At 61.4% G+C, this 25,572-nt stretch carries 25 protein-coding genes and 1 riboswitch; of the genes, 15 read left to right on the forward strand and 10 right to left on the reverse strand.

From position 1 onward, the window contains the following. The first annotated feature begins 134 nt into the window (after window positions 1-134). From IMX17_RS11910 to IMX17_RS11950, 9 genes are all read left to right on the forward strand, one after another. Window positions 135-1,424 carry an oligosaccharide flippase family protein gene (locus tag IMX17_RS11910; RefSeq protein WP_046896835.1) on the forward strand — a complete coding sequence of 430 codons (1,290 nt, stop codon included), beginning with the start codon at window positions 135-137 and terminating at the stop codon, window positions 1,422-1,424. Window positions 1,425-1,513: 89 nt separating this feature from the next. Beyond that, complete coding sequence (locus IMX17_RS11915; protein WP_046896834.1) at window positions 1,514-2,278, forward strand: arylamine N-acetyltransferase; 765 nt, start codon at window positions 1,514-1,516, stop codon at window positions 2,276-2,278. Window positions 2,279-2,401: 123 nt separating this feature from the next. Continuing rightward, complete coding sequence (locus IMX17_RS11920) at window positions 2,402-3,031, forward strand: response regulator transcription factor (RefSeq protein ID WP_182264937.1); 630 nt, start codon at window positions 2,402-2,404, stop codon at window positions 3,029-3,031. Continuing rightward, entirely contained in the window at window positions 3,031-4,572 is a 1,542-nt protein-coding gene (locus IMX17_RS11925; RefSeq protein WP_182264938.1) for an MASE1 domain-containing protein, read from the forward strand. Before IMX17_RS11920 ends, IMX17_RS11925 begins: the two co-directional genes overlap by 1 nt. A gap of 60 nt (window positions 4,573-4,632) precedes the next feature. Next, a complete protein-coding gene (gene uhpC, locus IMX17_RS11930; RefSeq protein WP_370571315.1) occupies window positions 4,633-5,961 on the forward strand; it encodes an MFS transporter family glucose-6-phosphate receptor UhpC in 1,329 nt (442 codons plus the stop codon). Continuing rightward, window positions 5,958-6,989 carry an ABC transporter substrate-binding protein gene (locus IMX17_RS11935; protein WP_182264939.1) on the forward strand — a complete coding sequence of 344 codons (1,032 nt, stop codon included), beginning with the start codon at window positions 5,958-5,960 and terminating at the stop codon, window positions 6,987-6,989. The genes uhpC and IMX17_RS11935 overlap by 4 nt, the downstream gene beginning before the upstream one ends. Window positions 6,990-7,056: 67 nt before the next feature. Then, the gene (locus IMX17_RS11940; RefSeq protein WP_193549805.1) at window positions 7,057-9,135 is read left to right on the forward strand and encodes an iron ABC transporter permease; all 2,079 of its coding nucleotides are present in this window, start codon (window positions 7,057-7,059) and stop codon (window positions 9,133-9,135) included. Between the two features lie 11 nt (window positions 9,136-9,146). Further along, complete coding sequence (gene fbpC / locus IMX17_RS11945; RefSeq protein ID WP_033642250.1) at window positions 9,147-10,193, forward strand: ferric ABC transporter ATP-binding protein; 1,047 nt, start codon at window positions 9,147-9,149, stop codon at window positions 10,191-10,193. Between the two features lie 246 nt (window positions 10,194-10,439). Then, window positions 10,440-10,706, forward strand: coding sequence for a hypothetical protein (locus IMX17_RS11950; protein ID WP_033642249.1), 267 nt, complete (start codon window positions 10,440-10,442; stop codon window positions 10,704-10,706). A 41-nt stretch (window positions 10,707-10,747) separates the two neighbouring features. Here IMX17_RS11950 and dusC read toward each other — a convergent pair whose 3' ends face one another. From dusC to rhlE, 3 genes are all read right to left on the reverse strand, one after another. Further along, the gene (gene dusC, locus IMX17_RS11955) at window positions 10,748-11,680 is read right to left on the reverse strand and encodes a tRNA dihydrouridine(16) synthase DusC (protein ID WP_033652368.1); all 933 of its coding nucleotides are present in this window, start codon (window positions 11,678-11,680) and stop codon (window positions 10,748-10,750) included. 84 nt (window positions 11,681-11,764) lie between these two features. Then, window positions 11,765-12,724 (reverse strand): D-2-hydroxyacid dehydrogenase family protein, encoded by a 960-nt coding sequence (locus IMX17_RS11960; protein ID WP_182264941.1) that lies wholly within the window; start codon window positions 12,722-12,724, stop codon window positions 11,765-11,767. A 112-nt stretch (window positions 12,725-12,836) separates the two neighbouring features. After that, complete coding sequence (gene rhlE, locus IMX17_RS11965; protein WP_042783890.1) at window positions 12,837-14,216, reverse strand: ATP-dependent RNA helicase RhlE; 1,380 nt, start codon at window positions 14,214-14,216, stop codon at window positions 12,837-12,839. A gap of 297 nt (window positions 14,217-14,513) precedes the next feature. Between rhlE and cecR the strand changes: the two genes are divergently transcribed. Genes cecR through IMX17_RS11990 form a run of 5 tightly spaced genes read left to right on the forward strand, consistent with a single transcriptional unit; the run spans window position 14,514 to window position 20,232 of the window. Continuing rightward, complete coding sequence (cecR, locus tag IMX17_RS11970; protein ID WP_182264942.1) at window positions 14,514-15,212, forward strand: transcriptional regulator CecR; 699 nt, start codon at window positions 14,514-14,516, stop codon at window positions 15,210-15,212. Window positions 15,213-15,230: 18 nt separating this feature from the next. Continuing rightward, a complete protein-coding gene (gene hlyD / locus IMX17_RS11975; protein WP_164057429.1) occupies window positions 15,231-16,217 on the forward strand; it encodes a secretion protein HlyD in 987 nt (328 codons plus the stop codon). Window positions 16,218-16,225: 8 nt separating this feature from the next. Beyond that, complete coding sequence (locus IMX17_RS11980) at window positions 16,226-17,962, forward strand: ATP-binding cassette domain-containing protein (RefSeq protein ID WP_099785322.1); 1,737 nt, start codon at window positions 16,226-16,228, stop codon at window positions 17,960-17,962. After that, window positions 17,959-19,113 (forward strand): ABC transporter permease, encoded by a 1,155-nt coding sequence (locus tag IMX17_RS11985; protein ID WP_182264943.1) that lies wholly within the window; start codon window positions 17,959-17,961, stop codon window positions 19,111-19,113. Before IMX17_RS11980 ends, IMX17_RS11985 begins: the two co-directional genes overlap by 4 nt. A 12-nt stretch (window positions 19,114-19,125) precedes the next feature. Next, entirely contained in the window at window positions 19,126-20,232 is a 1,107-nt protein-coding gene (locus IMX17_RS11990; RefSeq protein ID WP_042783886.1) for an ABC transporter permease, read from the forward strand. A gap of 70 nt (window positions 20,233-20,302) precedes the next feature. Here the strand turns inward: IMX17_RS11990 and IMX17_RS11995 are convergent, their stop codons facing one another. The 6 genes from IMX17_RS11995 to moaA all read right to left on the reverse strand — a co-directional run bounded on the left by IMX17_RS11995 (window position 20,303) and on the right by moaA (window position 23,865). Then, window positions 20,303-21,013, reverse strand: a complete 711-nt coding sequence (locus IMX17_RS11995; protein ID WP_004939761.1) for a Bax inhibitor-1/YccA family protein — start codon at window positions 21,011-21,013, stop codon at window positions 20,303-20,305. A gap of 130 nt (window positions 21,014-21,143) precedes the next feature. Next, window positions 21,144-21,611, reverse strand: coding sequence for a molybdopterin synthase catalytic subunit MoaE (gene moaE, locus IMX17_RS12000; RefSeq protein ID WP_033642239.1), 468 nt, complete (start codon window positions 21,609-21,611; stop codon window positions 21,144-21,146). 2 nt (window positions 21,612-21,613) lie between these two features. Continuing rightward, the gene (gene moaD, locus IMX17_RS12005) at window positions 21,614-21,859 is read right to left on the reverse strand and encodes a molybdopterin synthase sulfur carrier subunit (RefSeq protein ID WP_004939768.1); all 246 of its coding nucleotides are present in this window, start codon (window positions 21,857-21,859) and stop codon (window positions 21,614-21,616) included. Beyond that, complete coding sequence (moaC, locus tag IMX17_RS12010; RefSeq protein ID WP_025301929.1) at window positions 21,856-22,335, reverse strand: cyclic pyranopterin monophosphate synthase MoaC; 480 nt, start codon at window positions 22,333-22,335, stop codon at window positions 21,856-21,858. Before moaC ends, moaD begins: the two co-directional genes overlap by 4 nt. 3 nt (window positions 22,336-22,338) lie before the next feature. Further along, window positions 22,339-22,854 carry a molybdenum cofactor biosynthesis protein B gene (gene moaB, locus IMX17_RS12015; protein ID WP_033642238.1) on the reverse strand — a complete coding sequence of 172 codons (516 nt, stop codon included), beginning with the start codon at window positions 22,852-22,854 and terminating at the stop codon, window positions 22,339-22,341. Window positions 22,855-22,878: 24 nt separating this feature from the next. Continuing rightward, complete coding sequence (gene moaA / locus IMX17_RS12020) at window positions 22,879-23,865, reverse strand: GTP 3',8-cyclase MoaA (RefSeq protein WP_182264944.1); 987 nt, start codon at window positions 23,863-23,865, stop codon at window positions 22,879-22,881. Next, window positions 23,852-23,996: riboswitch (molybdenum cofactor riboswitch) on the reverse strand. (Overlaps the previous gene by 14 nt.) 336 nt (window positions 23,997-24,332) lie before the next feature. Here moaA and yvcK point away from each other — a divergent pair. Continuing rightward, entirely contained in the window at window positions 24,333-25,250 is a 918-nt protein-coding gene (gene yvcK, locus IMX17_RS12025) for a uridine diphosphate-N-acetylglucosamine-binding protein YvcK (protein ID WP_033642237.1), read from the forward strand. Between the two features lie 6 nt (window positions 25,251-25,256). Here yvcK and IMX17_RS12030 read toward each other — a convergent pair whose 3' ends face one another. Further along, window positions 25,257-25,523: a VF530 family DNA-binding protein gene (locus IMX17_RS12030; RefSeq protein ID WP_004939783.1), complete on the reverse strand. Its 267-nt coding sequence runs from the start codon at window positions 25,521-25,523 to the stop codon at window positions 25,257-25,259. Between the last annotated feature and the right edge of the window lie 49 nt (window positions 25,524-25,572).

Raw genomic sequence — 25,572 nt, forward strand, 5'->3', positions numbered from 1 at the left:
CCAACATAACAAAAGACCCAGCTAAAGTTTAAATGCAATTGACTTCAATTGTAAAATATAAAAAAAGCCTTGGTGATTATTAAAGGATAAAAAACGGAATAATCCTATATCATAAGGTATTCAGGGAAGCGTCAGTGAAACTAAAGATCATAGACTTCAGCATAATAAGAAACGCTTCCTGGATGATAGCGGAAAAGACGGTATCAATCCTCGGCGTTATATTCATCACCGCCTACATGGCCAAATATATTGGGCCGGAAAGCTTCGGAAAGATTACCTTTGCCACAGCGGTTTTCGCCATTACCCAAACGTTGGCGCTGCTGGGGTCGGACACCATCCTCTTCAAACGCATTAGCCGTAATCCGCGCTCCGGCGCAGCGCTGATGTTCTCCACCAACCGGCTGAGGCAAGCCTGTTTCCTGGCCTTTTCTGCGATCATCTTGCTTTATACCGGGCTGCGGGAAGACTTCACGACCTTTTACTTTTGCGCCGCCACATTCCTGGCCTCGTTTTTTTCACTCAAAGACGTCTTCGCCATTTACCATGACGCCCGGCTGGAATCGCGTTTCAATACCCTGGCCAACGTGGCCGGCTTAGCCAGCGCATTGTTGGCTCGCTGGCTGATCGTGTTTTTTGATCTGCACCTGTACTTTCTGGCCATCCCTATCGTGATGGTGTACCTCATCCCCTATCTGATCCGTCATCACCTTTATCATCGCCGCCATCCGGGCTTTTCAGCCCCCGGCCGTATTCGGCGCAAATATGTGCGCTATCTGCTCGCCAGCGGCCTGCCGTTGGCGGTATCCAATGTTTCCATCGCCATCTATACCCGGCTGGCGCAGCTGTTTTTGATGTGGTTCGTTTCCGCCGCGGTGCTGGGCATTTACTCGGTCGCCATTACCCTGGCGACCGCCTGGATGTTCGTTACCGATGCCGTCATCACCTCGTTCTTCGCGAAAATATTCGCCTATCGGCGCGAAGACGCGATGCGCGCCGCGGCCAAACTGAATGGGTTGGTGCTGGCCATCGCCTTAGCCATCGTCGCCGGGATCGTTTGGCTGGGCAAACCGGTCATCGCACTGTTGTACGGCGAGCAATACCTGGCGGCCTATGCCGCCATGGGGGTATTGGCCGTCGCCACCCTGCTCTCCGCCCTGGGGACCGTGGCCTATAAATACATCGTGCTGTTTTCCGGTTACGGCTTCCTTTCACGCAAAATGTTGTTGGTGTTTATCATTAACATTCCCCTGTCATACGGCCTGATTCGGCAATACGGCATGATGGGCGCCGCTTACAGCACCTTGCTGACCGAACTGCTGTCATTGACCGTACTCAACTATCTCTTTCAACGGGGTGCCGTACTGAAAATGCATCTGCGCTCACTGAACCCGGCGCTTTACCTAAGACGCCCGTCGGGAAAGTAATCCGGCTGCCGAGGCGCAGCACGTAATGCGCTCACAAACGCCGCAAAGCCCGCTATTTTAAGCCTACTTTTTCTCATGCGAGACACCCTGTGGACATCCAACGCTACCTGCAGCATATCGGCTTTACCGGCGTCGCCCGCCCCGATCTCCCCACGTTGCAACAGCTGCACCATCGCCACATGCTGAGCGTGCCGTTCGAGAACCTGAGCATTATTTATCATCAGGGTATTCAGCTGGCGCCCGAAGCGCTGTTCAGCAAAGTGGTCGAGCGTAACCGCGGCGGTTTCTGTTATGAGCTGAATACGCTGTTCGCCCTGCTGCTGCGGGAGATCGGTTTCAGGGTGAGCTTTATCTCCGGCGAGATCCGCGCGCGCGACGGCCATTTCGGCCCGCCCTACGACCATCTGGCGCTGCGGGTGGATCTGGCGGGCCAGGCCTGGCTGGTGGACGTCGGTTTCGGCGATTCCTTCCTGACGCCGCTCAAAATCGTCGTTGCCGAGCCGCAACCGCAGGCCAGCGGCACCTTCCACCTGGAGCGGGAAGGCGAATATTACCTGCTGGAACGCCGCAACGGCGACCAGCGCTCGCATGCCAAAACCCTGTATCGCTTTACCGTTCAGCCGCGCGAACCGCATGAATTCGACGAGATGTGCCGATTCCACAGCACCTCGCCGCAGTCGCACTTCACCCAGCGCCTGGTGTGTTCACGGCCGACCGAACAGGGCCGGGTGACTCTCAGCGACATGAAGCTGATCGTGACCGAAGATCACCAGCGCCACGAAACGACGCTGCATTCGGAAGAGGAGCGGCGGGCCGCGCTGTGGCGACATTTCGCCATCGATGTGGATCGTTGACGGCGCCGGCGGCGTCCTTTTATTACGATTCTGTTACATCGATTGCATAACCGCGCTTGGCTGATTGCCAGCATCGCGGCGGCAGGCATCATAGGATCATGATTCGGCAACAGAGTGCGAAAAATGATCCGTGTGATACTGGTGGATGACCATGTGGTGGTGCGCTCCGGCTTTGCGCAATTGCTCAGCCTCGAAGCAGACATCGACGTGGCGGGGCAATACAGCAGCGCGGCGGCGGCCTGGCCGGCATTGCTGCGCGACGACGTCAGCGTCGCGGTGATGGACATCGCCATGCCGGATGAAAACGGCCTGAGCCTGTTGAAACGCCTGCGGGCGCAGAAGCCGCTGTTTCGCGCGATCATACTCAGCATTTATGACTCCCCCACCTTCGTGCAGAGCGCGCTGGATGCCGGCGCCAGCGGTTATCTGACCAAACGCTGCGGGCCGGAAGAGCTGGTGCAGGCGGTGCGCTCCGTCGATATGGGCGGCCATTACCTGTGCGCCGACGCGCTGCGGGCGCTGCGCGGCGGCGAGCAGCCGGCCACGGCGCTGGAAGTGCTGACCCCGCGCGAGCGTGAAATCTTCGAACTGCTGGTCAAAGGCGACAGCGTAAAGGAGATCGCTTTCAAGCTCGATCTCAGCCATAAAACGGTGCACGTACATCGCGCCAACGTCCTGGGCAAGCTGCAGTGCAACAGCACCATCGAGCTGGTGCATTTCGCCCTCGATCATCAGCTGCTGGTGGGGCATTGATGTCACTCCGCTCACGGCCCTGGGTTATCTCGCTGTTTATCCTGTTGGCCTGGGGCAGCGGCTGGCTGATGCTGTGGACGCTCGGTTTCTATCTGACCCACAACGGCAATCAGGCGGCGCTGTTTCTGCCCCACGGCGTCTATCTCGCGCTGCTGATCTTGCTGGGGCGGCGCTATTGGCCCGCCCTGATAATACCACCGGTGCTGCTGCTGTTCTGGCTGCACGGCGAACGCCTGCTGAGCGGCTACGGCCTGCTGGCCGCGCCGTTCATCACCCTGATCCCGGCACTTCTCGCGCAGCGGGTCTGGCGCCGTTTTCCGCTCTACTGGCAACGGCTGACGCTGCTGCTGGCCGCAGTGACCGCCGCCTCGCTGCTCAATACCGCCCTGCTGTCGCCTTTCGCGCAGAGCCCGGCGATGCTGCTCGGCCTGGCGTCGTTTACCGGCGGTGTTTTGTTGACCCCGTTCGTCTATCTGATCTTTGAATTTCTGCGCCAGCAGCACCGCTACCATCTGCTGGGGCTGGACACCGCCAACCCGCCGCTGCGCGCGTCCTTAATCATCTGGTGCAGCCTGTTTTTCGTTATCGGCATCGGTACGCAGATGGTGCTGTCGCCGGAAATCGAGCGCCTGCTGCTGATCGTGGTGTTTTTGCCGAACGTGGTGATGGCGTGGAAGTTCGGTTGGCAGGGCGGCGTGCTGTCCGGCCTGCTCGGCAGCATGATGATCACCATCGCGCGGCAGGTCGGCGTGGGGTTCGGCAATCTGGTCGAGCTGGAAATCTTTCTGGCGACCCAGGCGCTGCTCGGCATCGGTCTGGGCATCGCCATCAGCCGTCAGCAGCACCTGGCGCAAAACCTGCACCACTATCGCCAACGCCTGGAAGAAGAGTTGGCGGCGCGGCGGGCGTTGACCGAAAAACTGATCCACACCGAAGAAGACACGCGAAAGAACCTGGCGCGCGAGCTGCACGATGAAATCGGCCAGAACATCACCGCCATTCAAATTCAGTCGCAGCTGGTCAAGCGGGCGCGCGATCCGGCGCAAACCCAGGCCGCCGCGAACCAGATAGGCGATCTCGCCCGGCGCATTCATCACTCCACGCGCCAGCTGCTGCGCCAACTTCGCCCGCCCGCGCTGGACGAGCTGGCGTTCAAAGACGCGCTTCACCACCTGCTGAGCGAATTCGCCTTTAGCGAACGGGGCATCCGTTGCCGTTTCGACTACCGCCTGACCGACACGCCCGCCGGCGAGACGGTGCGCTTCACCCTCTACCGGCTGCTGCAAGAGCTGCTCAACAACGTGTGCAAACACGCCGAGGCCAGCGAAGTCGCCATCGTTTTGTATCAGCAAGGCGCCATTTTGCACCTCGAGGTGCGGGACAACGGCGTCGGCATCCATGCGGGCAACGCGCCGGGCTTCGGCATTCAGGGAATGCGCGAACGGGTCAGCGCGCTCGGCGGCGAACTGACGCTGGACACGCAGCGCGGCACCCGGGTAATTGTTAACCTGCCCACAAATTTGCAACAAACCGCCGACTAACTAGGAAAAAGTCTTAGCCACTCCGGACTTTCTCTCATCCCCTTTCCTTTTCACCTTCTTATAGTCAGCACCAGGGAGGCGGCTATGCAAGCACGCTCGGCATCTGAAATCGATCATCGCTACCGCGCGCTGCGCCCGCGGCTGCTGCTGTACATGGTCATCGGGTATGCCGCCTTTTACCTGACGCGCAAAAGCGTGAATTACGTGCTGCCGGCGCTGCAAACGGATTTGGGGCTGGATAAAGGAGACATCGGCCTGCTCGGCTCGCTGTTTTATCTGAGCTACGGCCTGTCAAAATTCGTCGCCGGGTTGTGGCACGACGGCCATGGGCAGCGCGGGTTTATGGGGATCGGCCTGTTCGCCACCGGTTTGCTGAACGTGGCATTCGCCTTCGGCGAATCGCTGACGCTGCTGCTGGCGGTCTGGGCGCTGAACGGCTTCTTTCAGGGCTGGGGCTGGCCGCCCTGCGCGCGGCTGCTGACCCACTGGTATTCGCGCAACGAACGCGGCTTCTGGTGGGGCTGCTGGAATATGTCGATCAACCTCGGCGGCGCGATTGTGCCGCTGATCAGCGCCTTCGCCGCCCAGCGCTGGGGCTGGCAGGCGGCGATGTTGATCCCGGGGGCCGTCAGCATGGTGCTGGGCATCTGGCTCACGCGGCAGCTGACAGGCACGCCACAGGAAGAAGGCCTGCCGTCGGTCGGCCAGTGGCGCCACGATCCGCTGGAGCTGCGCCAGGAACAGCAAAGCCCGCCGATGGGGCTGTGGCGAATGTTGCGCGCCACGATGCTGAACAACCCGATGATCTGGTTGCTCGGCGTCTCTTACGTGCTGGTCTATCTGATCCGCATCGCCTTGAACGACTGGGGCAATCTGTGGCTGACGGAAAGCCACGGCGTCAACCTGCTCAGCGCCAATGCGACGGTGATGCTGTTCGAGATAGGCGGCCTGCTCGGCGCGCTGTTCGCCGGCTGGGGCTCGGATGTGCTGTTCGGCGGGCAGCGCGCGCCGATGATTCTGCTGTTCACGCTCGGGCTGATGGTTTCCGTCGCCGCGCTGTGGCTGGCGCCGGTGCATCACTACACGCTGCTGGCGGGCTGTTTCTTTACGGTGGGCTTTTTTGTCTTCGGCCCACAGATGCTGATTGGCCTCGCCGCCGTGGAATGCGGGCACAAAGGCGCCGCGGGCTCCATCACCGGCTTTCTCGGCCTGTTCGCCTACCTGGGGGCAGCGCTGGCGGGCTGGCCGCTGTCGCGGGTCATCGAAGGCTACGGCTGGTCAGGCATGTTCAGTTTGCTGTCGATCGCCGCCGTTCTTATGGGTTTATTGCTGATGCCGCTGCTGATGGCGAGCGTTACCACCTCTACCGAGAGAAGGATAAAACAATGAAAAAAACGTGGGTCACTACCTTGATAGCGTCCGGCATCGCGCTGGCCACGCTGAGCGGCGCCGCGCACGCCAAGGGCCGCCTGGTGGTCTACTGCAGCGCCACCAATGAAATGTGCGAAGCGGAAACCAAAGCCTTTGGCGAGAAATATGACGTGAAAACCGCGTTCATCCGCAACGGATCCGGCAGTACGCTGGCGAAAGTGGACGCCGAGAAGAAGAACCCGCAGGCGGACGTCTGGTACGGCGGCACGCTCGATCCGCAATCCCAGGCCGGTGAAATGGGGCTGCTGCAGCCGTACAAATCGCCGAATCTCGACCAGGTGATGACGCAATTCCGCGATCCGGCCAAGCTGAAAGGCAACTACTCCTCGGCGGTCTACGTCGGCATTCTCGGCTTTGGCGTCAATACCCAGCGCCTGAAAGAGAAAAACCTGCCGGTGCCCAAGTGCTGGAAAGACCTGACCAAACCGGAATACAAAGGCGAGATTCAAATCGCCGATCCGCAAAGCTCCGGCACCGCCTACACCGCGCTAGCGACCTTTGCCCAGCTGTGGGGAGACGATCAGGCGTTCGATTACCTCAAGCAGCTGAACGCCAACGTCTCGCAGTACACCAAATCCGGCATTGCCCCGGCGCGCAACGCCGCCCGCGGTGAAACGGCGATCGGCATCGGTTTCCTGCATGACTACTCGCTCGAAAAGGAACAGGGCGCGCCGCTGGAGCTGATCTCGCCTTGCGAAGGCACCGGCTACGAAATCGGCGGCGTCAGCATCCTCAAAGGCGCGCGCAACCTCGACAACGCCAAGCTGTTCGTGGACTGGGTGTTGTCGAAAGAGGCGCAGGAGCTGGCGTGGAAGCAAGGCAAGTCCTATCAGATCCTGACCAACACCACCGCCGACACCTCGCCGAACTCGCTGAAGCTCGACGACCTGAAGCTGATCAACTACGACATGGACAAGTACGGTTCGACCGACGTCCGCAAGGCGCTGATCAATAAATGGGTCAGCGAAGTCAAGATGGGTAAATAAGCCCACATTCTGCGCCTGTTGCCGGGTAAGCCTCACGGCTTGCCCGGCCTGAACATCCGGGAAACTTATGTCACATACACATGCACTCCATCTCGTGAAAAAACGAGATGCGATATCCCTTTGGGTTTTGCTTGGCTGGCTGGCGTTCGCCCTGCTGCCGAGCTGGAGCCTGGATTACGGCCTGCTGGAGTCCACCGGCGAAGAGATCCTCGCGGCCTATGGCTGGTCACACCGCAATATCAGCTGGCTTTGGTGCCTGCTGCCGAGCCTGCTGCTGCTGCGCCCTTACGCTGCGGCGGGCCGTGAGCAGCGGCGCCGCCACGCGCTCGATGCCGGCTGGGCGCTGCTGTGCATGGCCTTTATCGTTGTCAGCGCCACGGTGGCGGGACGCGGTTTAGGCTACGCCACCCTGGTGCAGTTGACCGCGCTGGGCGCCATCATGACGCTGGCGCTGACCCGCCTCGACTGGCTGGGGGGCGACCGTTTCGTGATCGGCGCGCTGGTCACCATCGTGGCGCTGATCGGCGTCTTTATCGTCTGGCCGAGCATCGCGATTTTCATTCCGATGTTCACCGACCAGACGGGCGCGTTCGCGCCGCTGGCGTTTATGAACGTGCTGTCGCAGGCGCATATCATTCAGGTGATCCTCAACTCCATCGCCCTGTCGATCGCTGTGGGCGCCGGCTGCACCTTTTTCGGCCTGGTGCTGGCGATTTACACCACCCGCGTCGCCAGGCGCAGCGCCATTATCGGCCGCATCTTCTCCATCCTGCCCATCGTCACGCCGCCGTTCGTCGTCGGCCTGGGCATCACGCTGATGATGGGGCGCTCCGGCTACGTCACCGAGTGGATGGTGGCCTGGTTCGGTTTGACCAACACCAACTGGCTGTACGGCTTTACCGGCATCTGGCTGGCGCAGGTGCTGGCGTTCACTCCGATGGCATTCATGATCCTCGACGGCGCGATCAAGACCATTCATCCTTCGCTGGAAGAAGCCTCCTACACCCTGCGCGCCAGCCGCTGGCAAACCTTTAACGGCGTGTTCGTGCCGCTGCTGAAACCGGCGCTGGCCAACGCGTTTCTGATCGTGGTGGTGCAATCGCTGGCTGATTTCAGCAACCCGCTGGTGCTCGGCGGCAACTTCGACGTGCTGGCGACGCAAATCTATTTCTACATTACCGGTTCACAGCTCGATTATCAGGCCGCCAGCACCCTCGGCGCCTTCCTGCTGCTGTTCTCGCTGTTGGTGTTCTGCATCCAGTATATGTGGATCGGCAAGCGTTCCTACGTCACCGTGTCCGGCAAATCCTATCGCGGCGACGTACAGCCGCTGCCGGTCACGCTGGTATGGAGCGTGATCGCGCTGCTGGCGGTGTGGATAGCCTTTAACGCCCTGCTTTACGGCAGCATTTTCTACGGCAGCTTCACCGTCAACTGGGGGGTGGATTACACGCTGACGCTGGATAACTTCATCAAGCTGTTCGGCCAGGGCATGAGCGACGGCGCGTGGCCTTCGCTGCTCGATACGCTGCTGTACGCCGGGATCGCCGCGCCGATCACCGCCGCGTTCGGCCTGCTGATCGCCTGGATCGTGGTGCGCCAGCAGTTCAAGGGCAAAAAGACCATCGAGTTCACCACCATGCTGTGCTTTGCGGTGCCGGGCACCGTGGCGGGCGTCTCTTACATTCTCGCCTTTAACGGCGCGCCGGTGTACCTCACCGGGACGGCCGCCATCGTGATTATTTCGATGGTGATGCGCAACGTGCCGGTGGGCATTCGCGCCGGGATCGCCGGGCTGGGCCAGATAGACAAATCGCTGGACGAAGCCTCGCTCAGCCTGCGCGCCGGCTCGCTGCGCACCATCACGCACATCCTGCTGCCGCTGCTGCGCCCGGCTATCCTGTCGGCGCTGATCTACAGCTTCGTGCGCGCCATCACCACCGTCAGCGCCATCGTCTTCCTGGTCACCCCCGATACCCGCGTGGCCACCGCCTACATCCTCAACCGCGTGGAAGACGGCGAATACGGCGTGGCGATCGCCTACGGTTCAATTCTGATCGTGGTGATGCTGGCGATTATTTTCCTCTTTGACTGGCTGATCGGCGAGGCACGCATCTCCCGTTCAAAAGCCAAAAACCAGGCGTAATGGAGCCCATGATGAGCCAGAAAAATTTCGTTGAACTGCGTAACGTCTCCAAACGGTTCGGCAGCAACACGGTAATCGATAACATCACGCTCACCATCCCACGGGGGCAAATGGTGACGCTACTCGGCCCTTCCGGCTGCGGCAAGACCACCATTTTGCGCCTGGTCGCCGGGCTGGAAAAACCGAGCGACGGGCAGATATTCATTGATGGTGAAGACGTCACCCATCGTTCCATCCAGCAGCGTGACATCTGCATGGTATTCCAGTCTTATGCCCTGTTCCCGCACATGTCGCTGGGGGAGAACGTCGGCTATGGCCTGAAGATGCTCGGCATTCCGCGCGCCGAAGTGAAAGCGCGCGTGCAGGAAGCGCTGGCGATGGTGGACTTGGCGGGGTTCGACGATCGCTATGTCGATCAGATCTCCGGCGGCCAACAGCAGCGCGTGGCGCTGGCGCGCGCGCTGATCCTCAAGCCGAAAGTGCTGCTGTTCGACGAGCCGTTGAGCAACCTCGACGCCAACCTGCGCCGCAGCATGCGCGAAAAGATCCGCGAGCTGCAAAAGCAGTTTGATATCACGTCGCTGTACGTCACCCACGATCAGAGCGAGGCTTTTGCAGTCTCCGACACCGTACTGGTGATGAACAAGGGGCATATCATGCAGATGGGCTCGCCGCAGGATCTCTATCGGCAACCCGCCTCGCGCTTTATGGCGAGCTTTATGGGGGACGCCAACCTGTTCCCGGCCAGCTTCAGCGCCGATCATGTCGATATCAGCGGCTATCGCCTGCCGCGCCCCGCGCACTTTGCCGCCCAGGGCGCCGGCACGGTGGGCGTGCGGCCGGAAGCGATCACGCTGAGCGAGCATGGCGATGAAAGCCAGCGCTGCGAGATCCAGCATGTCGCCTACATGGGGCCGCAGTATGAGGTGACGGTGGCGTGGCACGGGCAACAGATTTTGCTGCAGGTTAACGCCACCCGCCTGCAACCGAACGTCGGCGAGCAGTATTATCTGGAAATTCACCCCTACGGCATGTTTATGCTGGCGGACGCGGCATAGTCGGCCTCACGCTTAAGGGGTAGAATAACGGCCATCCCGAACGGGATGGCCGAAAATAATCGCCAAAAACACCTTATTTATCTATTTTTACAATTCCACCCAAGTCCTTGTTCAACCGAACAATAAATATAGTCACACCCACCAAAAAATAACCACCCAGACCACTCAGGGTGATATTTTTATTTAAATGGGGTAAGCTTGATCCCGCAGTCGAAATTATTTAACGGCCAACTCAAGGAGAAATTCATGAGCAACAATGCAAATGCACAGGCGCAGCTGGATAATTTACGCAATGTCGCTTCCCAGCTGAAGGAAATGCGCCACTACGCGCAGTCGAATATCGAGACGCTCTCCGCACACTGGCTGGCCTTCGATCAGGGGGAATGCAAAAATAAGGCATTCGCCGAAGCCATTAACGACCTATTGAATAAACAGGGCGCCTGTCTGGAAGGACTGGAAAAAACCATTCAGGATATCGAGATAGAATTAAACAGACTTGATAAAGCCGCCTGATAATGCCGATTTAAATAAACCCGCCACGCGCGGGTTTATTTTCAGCTGCGGCAGATGACGCGCGCAATATCCCCGGACGTCGTCAGCGCGCGTATTTCGCTGAACAGTTCAGTTGCTTCATCATATTCTTTACGCAAATAACCCAGCCACTGTTTAATGCGCGCCACGTGATACAGGCCGGTGTCGCCCTGCTTTTCCAGATGGACGTATTTTTGCAGCAGCTCAACCACCTGCGGCCAGGGCATGCGCGGTTCGTTATATTTCACCACCCGGCTCAGGTTCGGCACGTTGAGCGCGCCGCGCCCCAGCATGATGGCGTCGCAGCCGGTCGTCTGCAGGCAATCCTGCGCGCTCTGGTAATCCCAGATCTCGCCGTTGGCGACAACCGGGATGCTCAGCCGCTGACGGATCTCGCCGATCGCCGCCCAGTTGATGCGATCCGCCTTATAGCCGTCCTCTTTGGTGCGACCGTGCACCGTCAGTTCGCTGGCGCCCGCCTGCTGCACCGCATCGGCGATTTCAAAGCTGCGATTGGAAGAGTCCCAGCCCAGGCGCACCTTCACCGTGACCGGCAGATGGGCCGGCACCGCCGCGCGCATCGCCTTGGCGCCCTGGTAGATCAATTCCGGATCTTTGAGCAGCGTCGCCCCGCCGCCGCTGCCGTTCACCAGCTTGGACGGGCAGCCGCAGTTGAGATCGACGCCGTAAGAGCCCAATTCCACCGCGCGCGCGGCGTTCTCCGCCAGCCACTGCGGGTACTGCCCCAGCAGCTGTACCCGCACCAGCGTGCCCGACGGCGTGCGGCTGGCGTGACGCAGCTCCGGGCACAGCCGGTAGAACGACTTGGCCGGCAGCAGCTGATCGACCACGCGCAAAAATTCCGTGATGCACAGATCGTAGTCGTTCACTTCGGTGAGTAATTCACGCACCAAAGAGTCGAGAACGCCCTCCATCGGAGCCAATAATACGCGCATGACCAATCCCAGCTAAAAAAAGACCCGCAATGATACGGGTGAATGCCCGCGCCAGACAAGCCTCTGCGGGCATTAAAAACGCCGTCAGCCCAGCCGACGGATCGGTTGGCCGGCGAGAAACGCCGCAATGTCCTCGACCGCCTCGGTGAAGTAGGCGCGGTAGTTGTCCTCCGCCACGTAACCCACATGCGGCGTCGCCAGCACGTTGGGCAGCTGACGAAACACATCGTCGGCCGGCAGCGGCTCCGTCTCGAACACGTCCAGCCCGGCGCCGGCGATCTTCCGCTGTTGCAGCACGTCCACCAGCGCCGCCCGATCGACGATCCCCGCGCGCGAGGTGTTGATCAGGTAAGCGGTGGGTTTCATCGCCGTCAATTCGTCGCGCCCCACCAACCCACGGCTGCGATCGCTCAGCACCAGGTGAATGGAGACAAAATCGCTCTGCTCGAACAGCGCCCGCTTGGACGGCGCCAGCAGGGTGCCTTCCTGCGCTGCCCGTTCCGCCGTCAGGTTCTGGCTCCAGGCCAGCACCCGCATGCCGAACGCCTGCGCCACCTTGGCCATTTGGCCGCCGATCTTACCCAGCCCCAGCAGCCCCAGCGTCTTCCCCTGCAGCGTGACGCCCAAGCCCAACTGCCACGGGCCGTTGTTCCGCAGCCCTGCGCTTTCCGGCACGATATGCTTGGCCAGCCCGAGCAGCAGCGCCCAGGTCAGCTCCATCGGCGCGGCCGACCCGCTGGCAGTGCCGCACACCACCACGCCGCGCTCGGCGGCGGCGGCCAGATCGATAGCGGCATTGCGCATGCCGGAGGTGATCAGCAGTTTCAGTTGCGGCAACCGCGCCAGCAGCGAGGCGGTTATCGGCGTGCGCTCGCGCATGATGACCAGAATGTCACATTCCTGCAGATGCACCGCCAGCTCCGCCTCATCGGTAAAGTGCGCGCTGATGGCCGACACCACCACCCGATCGGTCAGCGCTGACCAATCCGCCATGTTGAGCGCCACCTGCTGATAGTCATCGAGAATTGCGCACTTCAATTTCATCTCCGTCTCCTGGAATGTAGGGGTAGCCACCGTCCAGCCTAGTACGAAAATGCCGTTCCGCCAGGCAAAAAAAAGCCGCCCATACAGGCGGCTTGCTTTTGCGCAATCGGGCTTATTCGGCCGGTTTGCGGTTGCGCGGGCGACGCGAGGCCGGCGCGCCAGAACGGCGCTGGCCATCACCCTGCGGGCGAGCGTTGCCGTTACCGTTGCCACGGTTTTCACGCTGGCCGCCGTTGGCGTTACCGCTGCGCTGACCGCCGCCGTTACCGGAACGTTGGCCGCCGCCGTTGCCGCGCGGCGCACCGCGTCCGCCGCCCTGGCGGCCGTTGATGATCGGCTCGGCCTTAATGGTCGGATCCGGCTCGTAGCCCGGCAGCGCAATGCGCGGAATTTCACGCTTCAGCAGACGTTCGATGTCGCGCAGCAGCTTGTGCTCATCCACGCACACCAACGAGATAGCTTCGCCGGTGCGCTCCGCGCGGCCGGTGCGGCCGATGCGGTGCACGTAGTCTTCCGGCACGTTAGGCAGCTCGTAGTTCACCACGTGCGGCAACTGGTCGATATCCAGACCGCGCGCCGCAATGTCGGTCGCCACCAGCACGCGGATGCGGCCGTCTTTAAAATCGGCCAGCGCACGGGTTCGGGCGCCCTGGCTCTTGTTGCCGTGGATCGCCGCGGCGGTGATGCCGTCTTTGTTCAGCTGTTCCGCCAGGTGGTTGGCGCCGTGCTTGGTGCGGGTAAAGACCAGCACCTGTTTCCAGTCGCCTTCGCCGATCATCTGCGACAGCAGTTCCCGCTTACGCTTCTTGTCGACGAAGTGCACGCTCTGCTCGATCTGCTCGGACGCGGTATTGCGGCGAGCCACTTCCACCGAGGCCGGGTTATGCAGCAGTTTGTTGGCCAGCGCCTTGATGTCGTCGGAGAAGGTTGCGGAGAACAGCAGGTTCTGGCGCTTGGCCGGCAGCTTGGCCAGCACGCGACGGATGTCGTGGATAAAGCCCATGTCCAACATGCGGTCCGCTTCGTCCAGCACCAGAATTTCGATTTTGGACAGGTCAACCGCGTTCTGATGTTCCAGATCCAGCAGACGGCCCGGCGTCGCCACCAGGATATCGACGCCGCCGCGCAGCTTCATCATCTGCGGGTTGATGCTCACGCCGCCAAACACCACCAGCGAACGCAGGCGCAGGTGTTTGCTGTAGGCATCAACGTTTTCGCCGATCTGCGCCGCCAGCTCACGGGTTGGCGTCAGGATCAGCGCGCGCACCGGGCGACGGCCTTTGACCGGATGGTCATGCTTGCTCAGCAGCTGCAACAGCGGCAGGGTAAAACCGGCGGTTTTACCGGTGCCGGTCTGGGCGCTGGCCATCAGGTCACGACCTTCCAGCACGACAGGGATAGCCTGACGCTGAATTGGCGTCGGTTCGCGATAGCCCTGTTCTTCAACAGCGCGCACAATTTCAGCACTTAAGCCGAGGGTTTCAAATGACATAAAGAGAAAAACTCCAGATCCCCCCTAACCTAACAGTGTTCGGTGCAGTTTCCTGGGAGGATGATCAGACGGGGCATTAAGCATGACCACGAGGGATTGGCACAAACTGCAGTGCACCAGGCGGCGATTGTAACAGAAGTCGCGCAATAAAAAGCACTTTTACGTGCAGAGAGCACAATCTGCCGTAAATTCAGCATTATCTGAAGTCGGTCACATAACTCATTGTGGTTAGCGGTTGCGTTTTAAACAATCTGGCATAAAGTTAATCATATGATTGATTAACTTTGAGCGTGCCCCATGCCAGCTTCCGTCCCTCATCAGGCCGCCGGCCGGGCGCGCGGCGAGCAAACGCGTCGGCAACTGCTCGCCGCGGCGACCGACCTGTTCGGCGAATTCGGCCTGCAGGGCGCCACCACCCGCGATATCGCCCAGCGCGCCGGCCAGAATATCGCCGCCATCACCTACTACTTCAGCTCCAAAGAGGGGCTGTATCTGGCCGTGGCGCAGTCGCTCGCCGATTTCATCCAGCAGGCGTTCGCCCCGCTGGCCGAAGAGGCCGATCGCTTTGGGCAGCAGCCTGCCGCACAGCGATCGCCCGACGCAGCGCTGCGTTTGCTGCAGCGTGGCCTGCTGGCCTTCAGCGAACTGATGACCCAGCCGCACACGCTGAATCTGAGCAAAATCATGTCGCGCGAACAGCTCGCCCCAACCGACGCCTACCCGCTGATCCACCGCCAGGTGATCGCGCCGATGCACGAACGGCTGTGCCGCCTGCTGTCGGCCGCCACCGGCATCGACGAACGCGCTGCCCGCCTCGTGTTGCATACCCATGCGCTGATCGGCGAGGTGCTGTCGTTCCGCGTAGCGCGGGAGACCATCCGCCGTCAGGCCGGCTGGCAAGAGATTGGCGAGGGCGAAGCGGCGCAAATCGCGGCGGTGCTGAGCGAGCATATCGAGATTTTAGTTATTGGGCTGCGCCAACGTCACGGCGCGTAAATTCAGGCAGGGAGTGTTATGAACAAAAAACGCAGTGCCTTGATCGTGTTGTTGATTCTGCTGATCGCGGCCGTCGCTTACGGGGTATGGCATTACCAACAACAGCAGGAGCGGCCGCTGACGCTGTACGGCAACGTCGATATCCGCACGGTCAACCTCGGCTTTCGCGTCGACGGCCGCCTGGCGTCGCTGACGGTGGATGAAGGCGATACCGTTCAGCCGGGCCAGCTGCTCGGCAAACTGGACGATGCTCCCTACCGCAATGCGCTGCAACAGGCCGAAGCCAACGTCGGCAGCGCGCGCGCCAAACTGTCGCTGCTGCAGGCCGGCTATCGCAGCGAAGAGATAGCCCAGGTGCAGTCAGAAATGGCGCAGCGCCAGTCCGCTTTCGCCTACGCCGACAGTTTCCTGAAGCGCCAGCAGGGGCTGTGGGCGAAAAACGCCACCTCCGCCGACGCGCTGGAGGATGCGCGCACCGCCCGCAACCAGGCGCAGGCCAACCTGCAGGCGGCGAAGGACAAACTGTCGCAATACCGCAGCGGCAACCGCCCGCAAGAGATTGAACAGGCCAAGGCCGAGGTGGCGCAAAGCGAAGCGGCGTTGGCGCAGGCGCAATTGAACCTGCAAGACGCCACGCTGCTCTCCCCTTCCGCCGGCACGGTGCTGACCCGCGCGGTGGAGCCGGGCACCATGCTCGGCGCCGGCGGCACGGTGTTCACCCTGTCGCTGACCCGGCCGGTGTGGGTGCGCGCCTACGTCAACGAGACCAGCCTGAACCAGGCGGTGCCCGGCACCGAGCTGGAAATTTACACCGACGGCCGCCCCGACAAGCCTTACCACGGCAAGATCGGTTTCGTCTCGCCAACCGCAGAGTTCACGCCGAAAAGCGTTGAAACGCCGGATCTGCGCACCGATCTGGTGTACCGCCTGCGGGTGATCGTCACCGACGCCGACGATGCGCTGCGTCAGGGCATGCCGGTCACCCTGCGCTTCGCCAAACCCTGAGGCCGGCCATGGAACAGGCGCACACCATCGAGTTGGAAGGGCTGGAAAAGCGCTTCCCGTCGCTTGAGAAACCGGCGGTCGCCAGCCTGACCACCACCCTGCGCAGCGGCGCGGTCATCGGGCTGGTCGGCCCGGACGGCGCCGGCAAAACCACCCTGCTGCGCATGCTGGCCGGGCTGCTGAAGCCCAGCAGCGGCAAACTGCGGGTCGCCGGGCTGGATCCGATCGGCCAGGATCGCCAACTGCATGCGATCCTCGGCTACATGCCGCAGAAGTTCGGGCTGTATGAGGATCTGACGGTGATGGAGAACCTGACGCTGTACGCCGATCTGCGCGGCGTCACCGGCGATCTTCGCCGCCAGACCTTCGAACGGCTGCTGAAATTCACCGATCTGACCCGCTTCACCGAGCGTCTAGCGGGCAAGCTTTCCGGCGGCATGAAGCAAAAACTGGGACTGGCCTGCACGCTGGTGGGCGAACCCCAGGTGCTGCTGCTGGACGAACCGGGCGTCGGCGTCGATCCGATCTCGCGCCGCGAGCTGTGGCGCATGGTGCACGAGCTGGCCAATGACGGCATGTTGATCCTGTGGAGCACCTCTTATCTCGACGAGGCCGAGCAGTGTCGCGAAGTGCTGCTGCTCAACGAGGGCGAGCTGCTGTTCAGCGGCGCGCCGCAGGATCTGACCCAGCGCATGGCCGGACGCACGGTATTGATCGCCGCGCCGCCCGGCAGCCATCGATCGTTGCTGCAGCGGGCGATCTGCCTGCCGGCGGTCACCGACGGCGTGATCCAGGGCAAGTACCTGCGCCTGATCCTGAAAGAAGGCGAAGATCACCGGCAGCTGCTGCAGGCGCTGGATCTGCCGGACGCCGAACTGGACGAAGCGGATCCGCGCTTCGAGGATGCGTTTATCGATCTGCTCGGCGGCGGCCCCAACCATCGCTCGGCGCTGGCGGAGATCATGCCGACCGTTGACGGAGAAAGCGGTGAAACGGTGATCGAAGCGGTGCAGCTGACCAAGAAATTCGGCGATTTCGCCGCCACCGATCACGTCGATTTTCAGGTACGGCGCGGCGAAATCTTCGGTCTGCTCGGCCCGAACGGCGCCGGCAAGTCCACCACCTTCAAAATGATGTGCGGCCTGCTGGTGCCGTCCGGCGGCAAGGCGCTGGTGCTGGGGATGGATCTGAAGACCAGTTCCGGCAAGGCGCGCCAACGCCTCGGCTACATGGCGCAAAAATTCTCGCTGTACGGCAACCTGACGGTGGCGCAGAACCTGAAGTTCTTCTCCGGCGTCTACGGCCTGAGCGGCAAGGCGCAGCGCGACAAAATCGACGAGATGTCCCGCGCCTTCAACTTCGCGCCGATCCTCGATCAGACGCCGGATGCCCTGCCGCTCGGCTTCAAGCAACGCCTGGCGCTGGCCTGCGCGCTGATGCACGAACCGGATATTCTGTTCCTCGACGAACCGACCTCCGGCGTCGATCCGCTGACGCGGCGCGAGTTCTGGCTGCACATCAACGGCATGGTCGACAAAGGCGTCACGGTGATGGTGACCACCCACTTTATGGACGAGGCGGAATACTGCGACCGCATCGGCCTGGTGTATCGCGGCAAGATCATCGCCGCCGGCACGCCGGACGATCTCAAACAACAGGTAGCGCGCGACGACAACCCCAACCCCTCGATGGAACAGGCGTTTATCGAACTGGTGCAGGGCTACGACGAGGAGGAACCGCGGTGAGCGACAACCGAGCCCCAATCGACGACGGCGGCTTCTCCTGGCGCCGACTGCGCGCGCTGTGCCTGAAGGAGACGCGGCAAATACTGCGCGATCCCAGCAGCGGCCTGATCGCCTTCGTTATCCCGCTGATGCTGCTGTTTATCTTCGGCTACGGCATCAACCTGGACTCCAGCAAGCTGCATCTGGGCATTCTGATGGAGCAACAGAGCGAAGACGCGCGCGATCTGGCCCACGCCTTCGCCGGTTCGCCCTATATCGAACCGACCATCAGCGATAACCGCCAGCAGCTGATCCAGCAGATGCAGGCCGGCACGATCCGCGGCCTGGTGGTGATCCCGGTGGATTTCGACCAGCGCATGGCGCGCCCGCACGACAGCGCCCCTATCCAGGTGATCACCGACGGCAGCGAGCCGAACACCGCCAACTTCGTGCAGGGCTATGCCCAGGGCGTATGGCAAGTTTGGCAGCAGCAGCGCGCCGCCGATCGGGGGAGCAACGACAAGCCGCTGATTGACGTGCAGATGCGCTACTGGTTCAACCCGGCGGCCATCAGCCGGCACTACATCATTCCCGGCGCCATCACCATCATCATGACGGTGATCGGCGCCATTCTCACCTCGCTGGTGATCGCCCGCGAATGGGAGCGCGGCACCATGGAAGCCCTGCTCTCCACCCAGGTGACGCGCAGCGAGCTGCTGCTCTCCAAGCTGATCCCGTATTACTTCCTCGGCATGATCGCCATGGCGCTGTGCATGGCGGTGGCGGTCTGGGTGCTCGGCGTGCCCTATCGCGGTTCGCTGCTGATCCTGCTGCTGATCAGCAGCCTGTTCCTCGCCAGCACCCTCGGCATGGGCCTGCTGATCTCCACCCTCACCCGCAACCAGTTCAACGCGGCGATGGTGGCGCTGAACGCCGCCTTCCTGCCGTCGATCATGCTGTCCGGCTTCATCTTCCAGATCGACAGCATGCCGGCCATCGTACGCGCAGTGACCTACATCATTCCCGCGCGTTACTTCGTCAGCACGCTGCAAACGCTGTTCCTGGCGGGCAACGTCGGCACCGTGCTGGCGATCAATCTGCTGTTCCTGATCGCTTCCGCCGTGGTGTTCATTGGCCTGACGGCCTGGAAAACCCAGCGCCGGCTGGATTAAGGAGAAAGAGTGATGTTTCACCGTCTGTTGACGCTCATCATCAAGGAAATGCAGGCGCTGCTGCGCGATCCGCAAACCCGCGCCATCCTGATCATGCCGGTGATCCTGCAGGTGCTGCTGTTCCCGTTCGCCGCGACGCTGGAAGTCACCAACGCCACCATCGCGGTCTACAGCGAGGACAGCGGCCAAGCATCGGTGGAGCTGACCCAACGCTTCGCCAAGGCCAAAGCCTTCTCCCATGTCCTGCTGCTGCGCAATCCGCAGGAGATAAAGACCACCATCGACAACCAGCGGGCGCTGCTGCTGATCCGCTTCCCGGCGCAGTTCTCACGCGATATCGCCGCCGGCAACACCGCGCCGCTGCAGCTGCTGCTCGACGGGCGCAACTCCAACAGCGCGCAGATCGCCGCCAACTACGTGCAGCAGATCGTGCAGGAATATCAGAACGAGCTGCTCGGCAAGCGCGCCAAACCCAACAACAGCGAACTGGTGGTGCGCAACTGGTATAACCCGAATCTGGACTACAAATGGTTCGTGGTGCCGTCGCTGATCGCCATGATCACCACCATCGGCGTGCTGATCGTCACCTCGCTGTCGGTGGCGCGCGAACGTGAACAGGGCACGCTGGAACAGCTGCTGGTCTCGCCGCTCACCACCTGGCAGATCTTTATCGGCAAGGCGGTGCCGGCGCTGATCGTCGCCAGCTTCCAGGCCAGCATCGTGCTGTTGATCGGCATCTTCCTGTATCAGATCCCGTTCGCCGGATCGCTACTGCTGTTCTACGCCACCATGTTGATCTACGGGCTGTCGCTGGTCGGTTTCGGCCTGCTGATCTCGTCGCTGTGCGCCACTCAGCAACAGGCGTTTATCGGCGTGTTCGTGTTCATGATGCCGGCGATCCTGCTCTCGGGGTATGTCTCGCCGGTGGAGAATATGCCGGTGTGGCTGCAGGATCTGACCTGGGTGAACCCGATACGCCACTTCACCGACATCACCAAGCAGATCTACCTGAAGGACGCCAGCTTCAGCATTATCTGGCGCAGCCTGTGGCCGCTGCTGGTGATCACCGCCACCACCGGCAGCGCCGCCTACGCGCTGTTCCGCCGCAAGATCGCATAAAAAAAGCTCTGCATGTCACATGCAGAGCTTTTTGATCGCCAAATACCCTAAGGCATGAAAGACGACGGATTTAGCGGCGGTTGCCGAAAATGCGCAGCAACATCAGGAACAGGTTGATGAAGTCGAGATACAGCGTCAGCGCGCCAACGATGGCGTACTTGCGGAAGCCGTCTTTATCATCGGCGTTCAGCTGCTCGCCCATCGCCTTGAGTTTCTGCGTGTCGTACGCGGTCAGGCCGACGAACACCACCACCCCGATGTAGGTAATCGCCCACATCAGCGCGGTGCTTTTCAGCCAGATGTTCACCAGCGAAGCCAGCACGATGCCGATCAGCGCCATGAACAACATGCTGCCGAAGCCGCTCAGATCGCGCTTGGTGGTGTAGCCGTACAGGCTCATCGCGCCGAACATGCCGGCGGTGACTACGAAAGTGCTGGCGATCGAGCTGTAGGTGTACGCGATAAAGATGCTCGACAGCGTCAGCCCGGTCAGCGCCGAGTACAGCATGAACAACGAGGTGGCCACCGCGCCGCTCAGGCGGTTGACCATGCCGGAAATCACGAACACCAGCGCCAACTGGGCGATGATCAGACCGAAGAAGGTGATCTGGCTGGAGAAGATGAAGTTGAGGATCGCGGGCGTATTGGCCGCATACCAGGAAACGAACGCCGTCAGCAGCAGACCGCAGGTCATCCAGCCGTAAACCTGCGCCATGTAGGCCTGAATGCCGCTGTTGGCACGTTCGACGATTGAACCATTAGAGCGTGGATATCGGTCCATGACGGTTACCTTTTGCGTTGTAAACAAGATTCCGAAGCCCCGTAAACGGGGCTTCGCCTGCTATAAGCGTACCACAGAATAGGCCGCGCGAAAGCGGCAAAGGTCTTGATTTGTTTCCGCTGTTGAGGCGTTATTTAGCCGCGTCGTGCCAGCGCTGCGCGGCCTGACGATCGCTGTCTCGAGCGTCCACCCAACGATCGCCCTGGCCGGTCGCTTCGCGCTTCCAGAACGGCGCGCGGGTCTTCAGGTAGTCCATGATGAACTCGCTGGCGGCGAACGCCATGCCGCGGTGCGCGCCGGTCACGCCGACGAACACGATCTCGTCGCCGGGATACAGCGCGCCGACGCGGTGGATCACCGTCACGCGCTGCAGCGGCCAACGGCTGCGCGCCTCGGCCACGATCTCCGCCAGCGCCTTCTCGGTCATGCCGGGATAGTGTTCCAGCGTCAGCGCGCTGACGTCGTCCCCGAGGTTATGGTTGCGCACCTTGCCGGTGAAGGTCACCACCGCGCCGTCGGCGTCGCACTGCGCCAGCCACTGATACTCGTCGCCGACGTTGAACGGCGCTTCGCCCACGCGAATGCGGGTGTTTTCCATGCTTATCCCCCGGTAACCGGCGGGAAGAAGGCCACTTCATCGCCGGCGCGCAGCGGGTGATCCGCCGCCACCAGCGACTGATTGACCGCCGCCAGCAGTTTGCCGGACTCCAGCGCCAGCGCCCAGCGATCGCCGCGCGCGCACAGCGCCTGACGCAGCGCCTCGACGGTCGGGTAATCCGCCGGCATCGACAGCGCGCCGGTGCCCACCAGTTCGCGCACCTGCGCGAAGAAAAGAATATCGATCATGCGTTCACCTTAAAATCGCCGGATTTGCCGCCGCTTTTCGCCAGCAGGCGCACCGGGCCGATCACCATGTCTTTCTGTACCGCTTTGCACATGTCATAGATGGTCAATGCCGCCACCGAGGCGGCGGTCAGCGCTTCCATCTCGACGCCGGTTTTGCCGGTCAGCCGGCAGCAGGTTTCAATGCGCACCCGGCTGTGCTCCGTTTGCGCCTCCAGTTGCACTTCGACTTTGCTCAACATCAGCGGGTGGCACAGCGGGATCAGTTCCCAGGTGCGTTTGGCCGCCTGAATGCCGGCGATGCGCGCCGTGGCGAACACGTCGCCCTTGTGATGGCTGCCGTCGACGATCATCGCCAGCGTGGCGGGCAGCATATCGACGAAGGCTTCGGCGCGCGCCTCGCGCACCGTTTCGGCCTTGGCGGAAACGTCAACCATATGGGCTTCGCCGGCGGCGTTAATGTGGGTTAGCTGTGTCATGACTCAGGGCTTCTTCAAATGGGGCTGGAAGTTGCACGGGCGATGGCGCGCGTCCAACTGTTCTTCGATAATCCGCTCCCAGGCGGTGCGGCAGGCGCGGGTGGAGCCCGGCATGGCGAAAATCACCGTGCGGTTGGCCAGGCCGGCCAGCGCGCGCGACTGGATCGTCGCGGTGCCGATCTCTTCGTACGACACCATGCGGAACAGTTCGCCGAACCCTTCCACCTCTCTGTCGAACAGCGGCAACAGCGCTTCCGGCGTGTTGTCGCGCGCGGTAAAACCGGTGCCGCCGGTGATCAGCACCGCCTGCACGTTGTCATCGGCGATCCACGCGGAAACCCGTGCGCGGATCTGGTAAATGTCATCTTTGACGATGGCGCGATCCACCACCTGATGGCCGGCTTCCTGCGCCGCTTCCTGCAGATATTGGCCGGAGGTGTCTTCCGCCGCGCCGCGGCTGTCGGACACGGTCAGGATGGCGATATGCGCCGGAATAAACTCGCTGCTCGCATGGCTCATGGTTCAATAAGCTCCTATTGGCTGTCAGCCGCCGATAAACGACAGGTTCTGGGTGATCCCACTGTTGCCCTGATGCAGGAAATGGGTCTGCTTCTTGCTCAGCAGCCCGCTCTGAATGCGCGCCTTCAGCGCGTCGAGCTGGCCGTCGTCCGCCAGCAGATCGCGCAGGGGCACCCCCTGCTCGCCGAACAGGCACAGATGCAGATTGCCGATGGAAGAAACGCGCAGCCGGTTGCAGCTGGCGCAGAAGTCTTTTTCATACGGCATGATAAGACCCACCTCACCCTGGTAGTCCGGGTGGCTGAACACCTGCGCCGGGCCGTCGCTGCGTCCGCGCGCCTGGCGCTGCCAGCCCTGCTGCTCCAGCTGCAGACGAATCACTTCGCCGGAAACGTGGTGTTTGCGAAACAGTTCGCCCCCCTCGCCGGTTTCCATCAGTTCGATAAAGCGCAGCTGGATCGGCCGATCCTTGATCCAGGCGAGAAACGCGCCGAGTTGCTGGTGATTGACGTCGCGCATCAGCACGGCGTTGACCTTGACCTTGCTGAAACCGGCGCTGAAGGCGGCGTCGATGCCGTCCATCACCTGGCAGAACTTGTCCTGACCGGTAATGGCGTGAAACTGGCGGGGATCCAGACTGTCGATGCTGACGTTGATCGCCGTCAGACCGGCGTCACGCCAGGCGGCGACGTCGCGCGCCAGACGGTAGCCGTTGGTGGTGACCGCCAGCGTGCGAATGGCCGGATTTTCCCGCACGGCGGCGATGATCTCGGTAAAGTCGCGGCGCAGCGAAGGCTCGCCGCCGGTCAGGCGCACCTTTTCGGTGCCCAGTTCGGCGAACGCGCGGCTGACGCGGCGGATTTCATCCAGCGACAGGAAGCTTTTCGGGCTGCCGCTCGGCTTGTAGCCGTCGGGCAGACAGTAGGTGCAACGAAAGTTGCACACGTCGGTGATCGACAAGCGCAGGTAATAGAACTTGCGCTCATAAGCATCAATGAGTTGCGGTACCATAACACCTTTCCAAAGTCGGGAGATGCGAGCGTTTCCCCTCTGCACCCTGGTGGCTGACTTCGCCACGGCCCAGGCGCCATATCGTTCCGGATGAACAACGTAGGCGCAGGGGCTAGGAGTTTGATTTCTCTTCCCGCTACCTTGAGTAGCCGGAATGAAACCGTGGTTTTCAGCAGAATTCTAGCGCTAATCGGCAACGATAGCCAACGCGTTAATTCGCTATATAACTGTCTATACAGCGTTTTTAGACGCCGCGTAATCGGGTAAACCATGATAAACATCGCTTACGAGGGCGAATTGACCAGAATCACGCAAATGGCACTCTTTATCCCCTAAATAATGGGCGTCGCCTCCCGACGGCAAGCGCGTTCACCCCAGAGGCAACGTCAAGGATAACGGGTATATCGCGTTTTTACGCCGGATCCGCTACCTTATGCGGGCAGTTCAGCCCCTTTGTAAGGAAATTTATGCGTAATCGTACCCTGGCCGATCTCGACCGCGTGGTGGCGTTGGGCGGCGGACACGGCCTGGGCCGTGTGATGTCGGCCCTGTCGTCCTTAGGCTCCCGCCTGACCGGCATCGTTACCACCACCGACAACGGCGGTTCCACCGGCCGGATCCGCCGTTCGGAAGGCGGCATTGCCTGGGGCGATACCCGCAACTGTCTCAACCAGCTGATCACCGAGCCGAGCGTCGCCTCGGCGATGTTCGAATACCGCTTCAGCGGCAACGGCGAACTGGCCGGCCATAACCTCGGCAACCTGATGTTGAAAGCGCTGGATCACCTGAGCGTGCGCCCGCTGGAAGCGATCAACCTGGTGCGCAGCCTGTTGAAGGTGGACGCGGCGTTAATCCCGATGTCGGAACAGCCGGTGGATTTGATGGCGCACGATCACGAAGGCAACCATGTTTACGGTGAAGTGAATGTTGACCAACTGACTCATATGCCGCAGGAGCTGATGCTGTCTCCCCCGGTCAACGCCACGCGCGAAGCGCTGGACGCCATCGCGCAGGCCGACGTGATCCTGATTGGGCCGGGCAGTTTTCTCACCAGCCTGATGCCGCTGCTGCTGCTCGACGATCTCACCCAGGCGCTGCGCCGCAGCAGCGCCAGCATGATCTATATCGGCAACCTCGGCCGCGAGCTGAGCGTGGCCGCCGCGGCGCTGTCGTTAAAGGATAAGCTGACGCTGATGGAAGAGAAGATCGGCCGCCGGATGATCGATGCGCTGATCGTCGGCCCGGCGGTGGACGCCAGTGAAGTGCAGGATCGGGTGGTGATTCAGCAACCGCTGGAAGCGAGCGACATCCCTTATCGCCACGATCGCCAGCTGCTGCGCCAGGCGCTGGATCAAGCGCTGGTGGAGCTGGCCGACCGCCGCTGACCGAATTTAACCGTCTCGCCCGCGCAGCCAGGGATTATCGCTGGCTGGGGCGGGATGGCTGACCATATCGATATACAGATCTTCCACCTCTTTACGCGCCCAGGGCGTACGACGCAAAAATTTCAGACTGGACTTGATGCTCGGATCGCTGCGGAAGCAGTTGATGCGAATGCGCGCGCCCAGCTCGGACCAACCGTAGTGATCCACCAGTTTATTCAGCAGTTGCTCCAGCGTCACGCCGTGCAGCGGGTCTTTAGACTGGTGTTGGCTCATGTTCGGTACTCTTCGTGGTCAAATCGGGCCGCACACCATAACAGCTTTG

The sequence above is a fragment of the Serratia sp. X3 genome (assembly GCF_014982455.1).
GTDB lineage: Bacteria > Pseudomonadota > Gammaproteobacteria > Enterobacterales > Enterobacteriaceae > Serratia > Serratia ureilytica.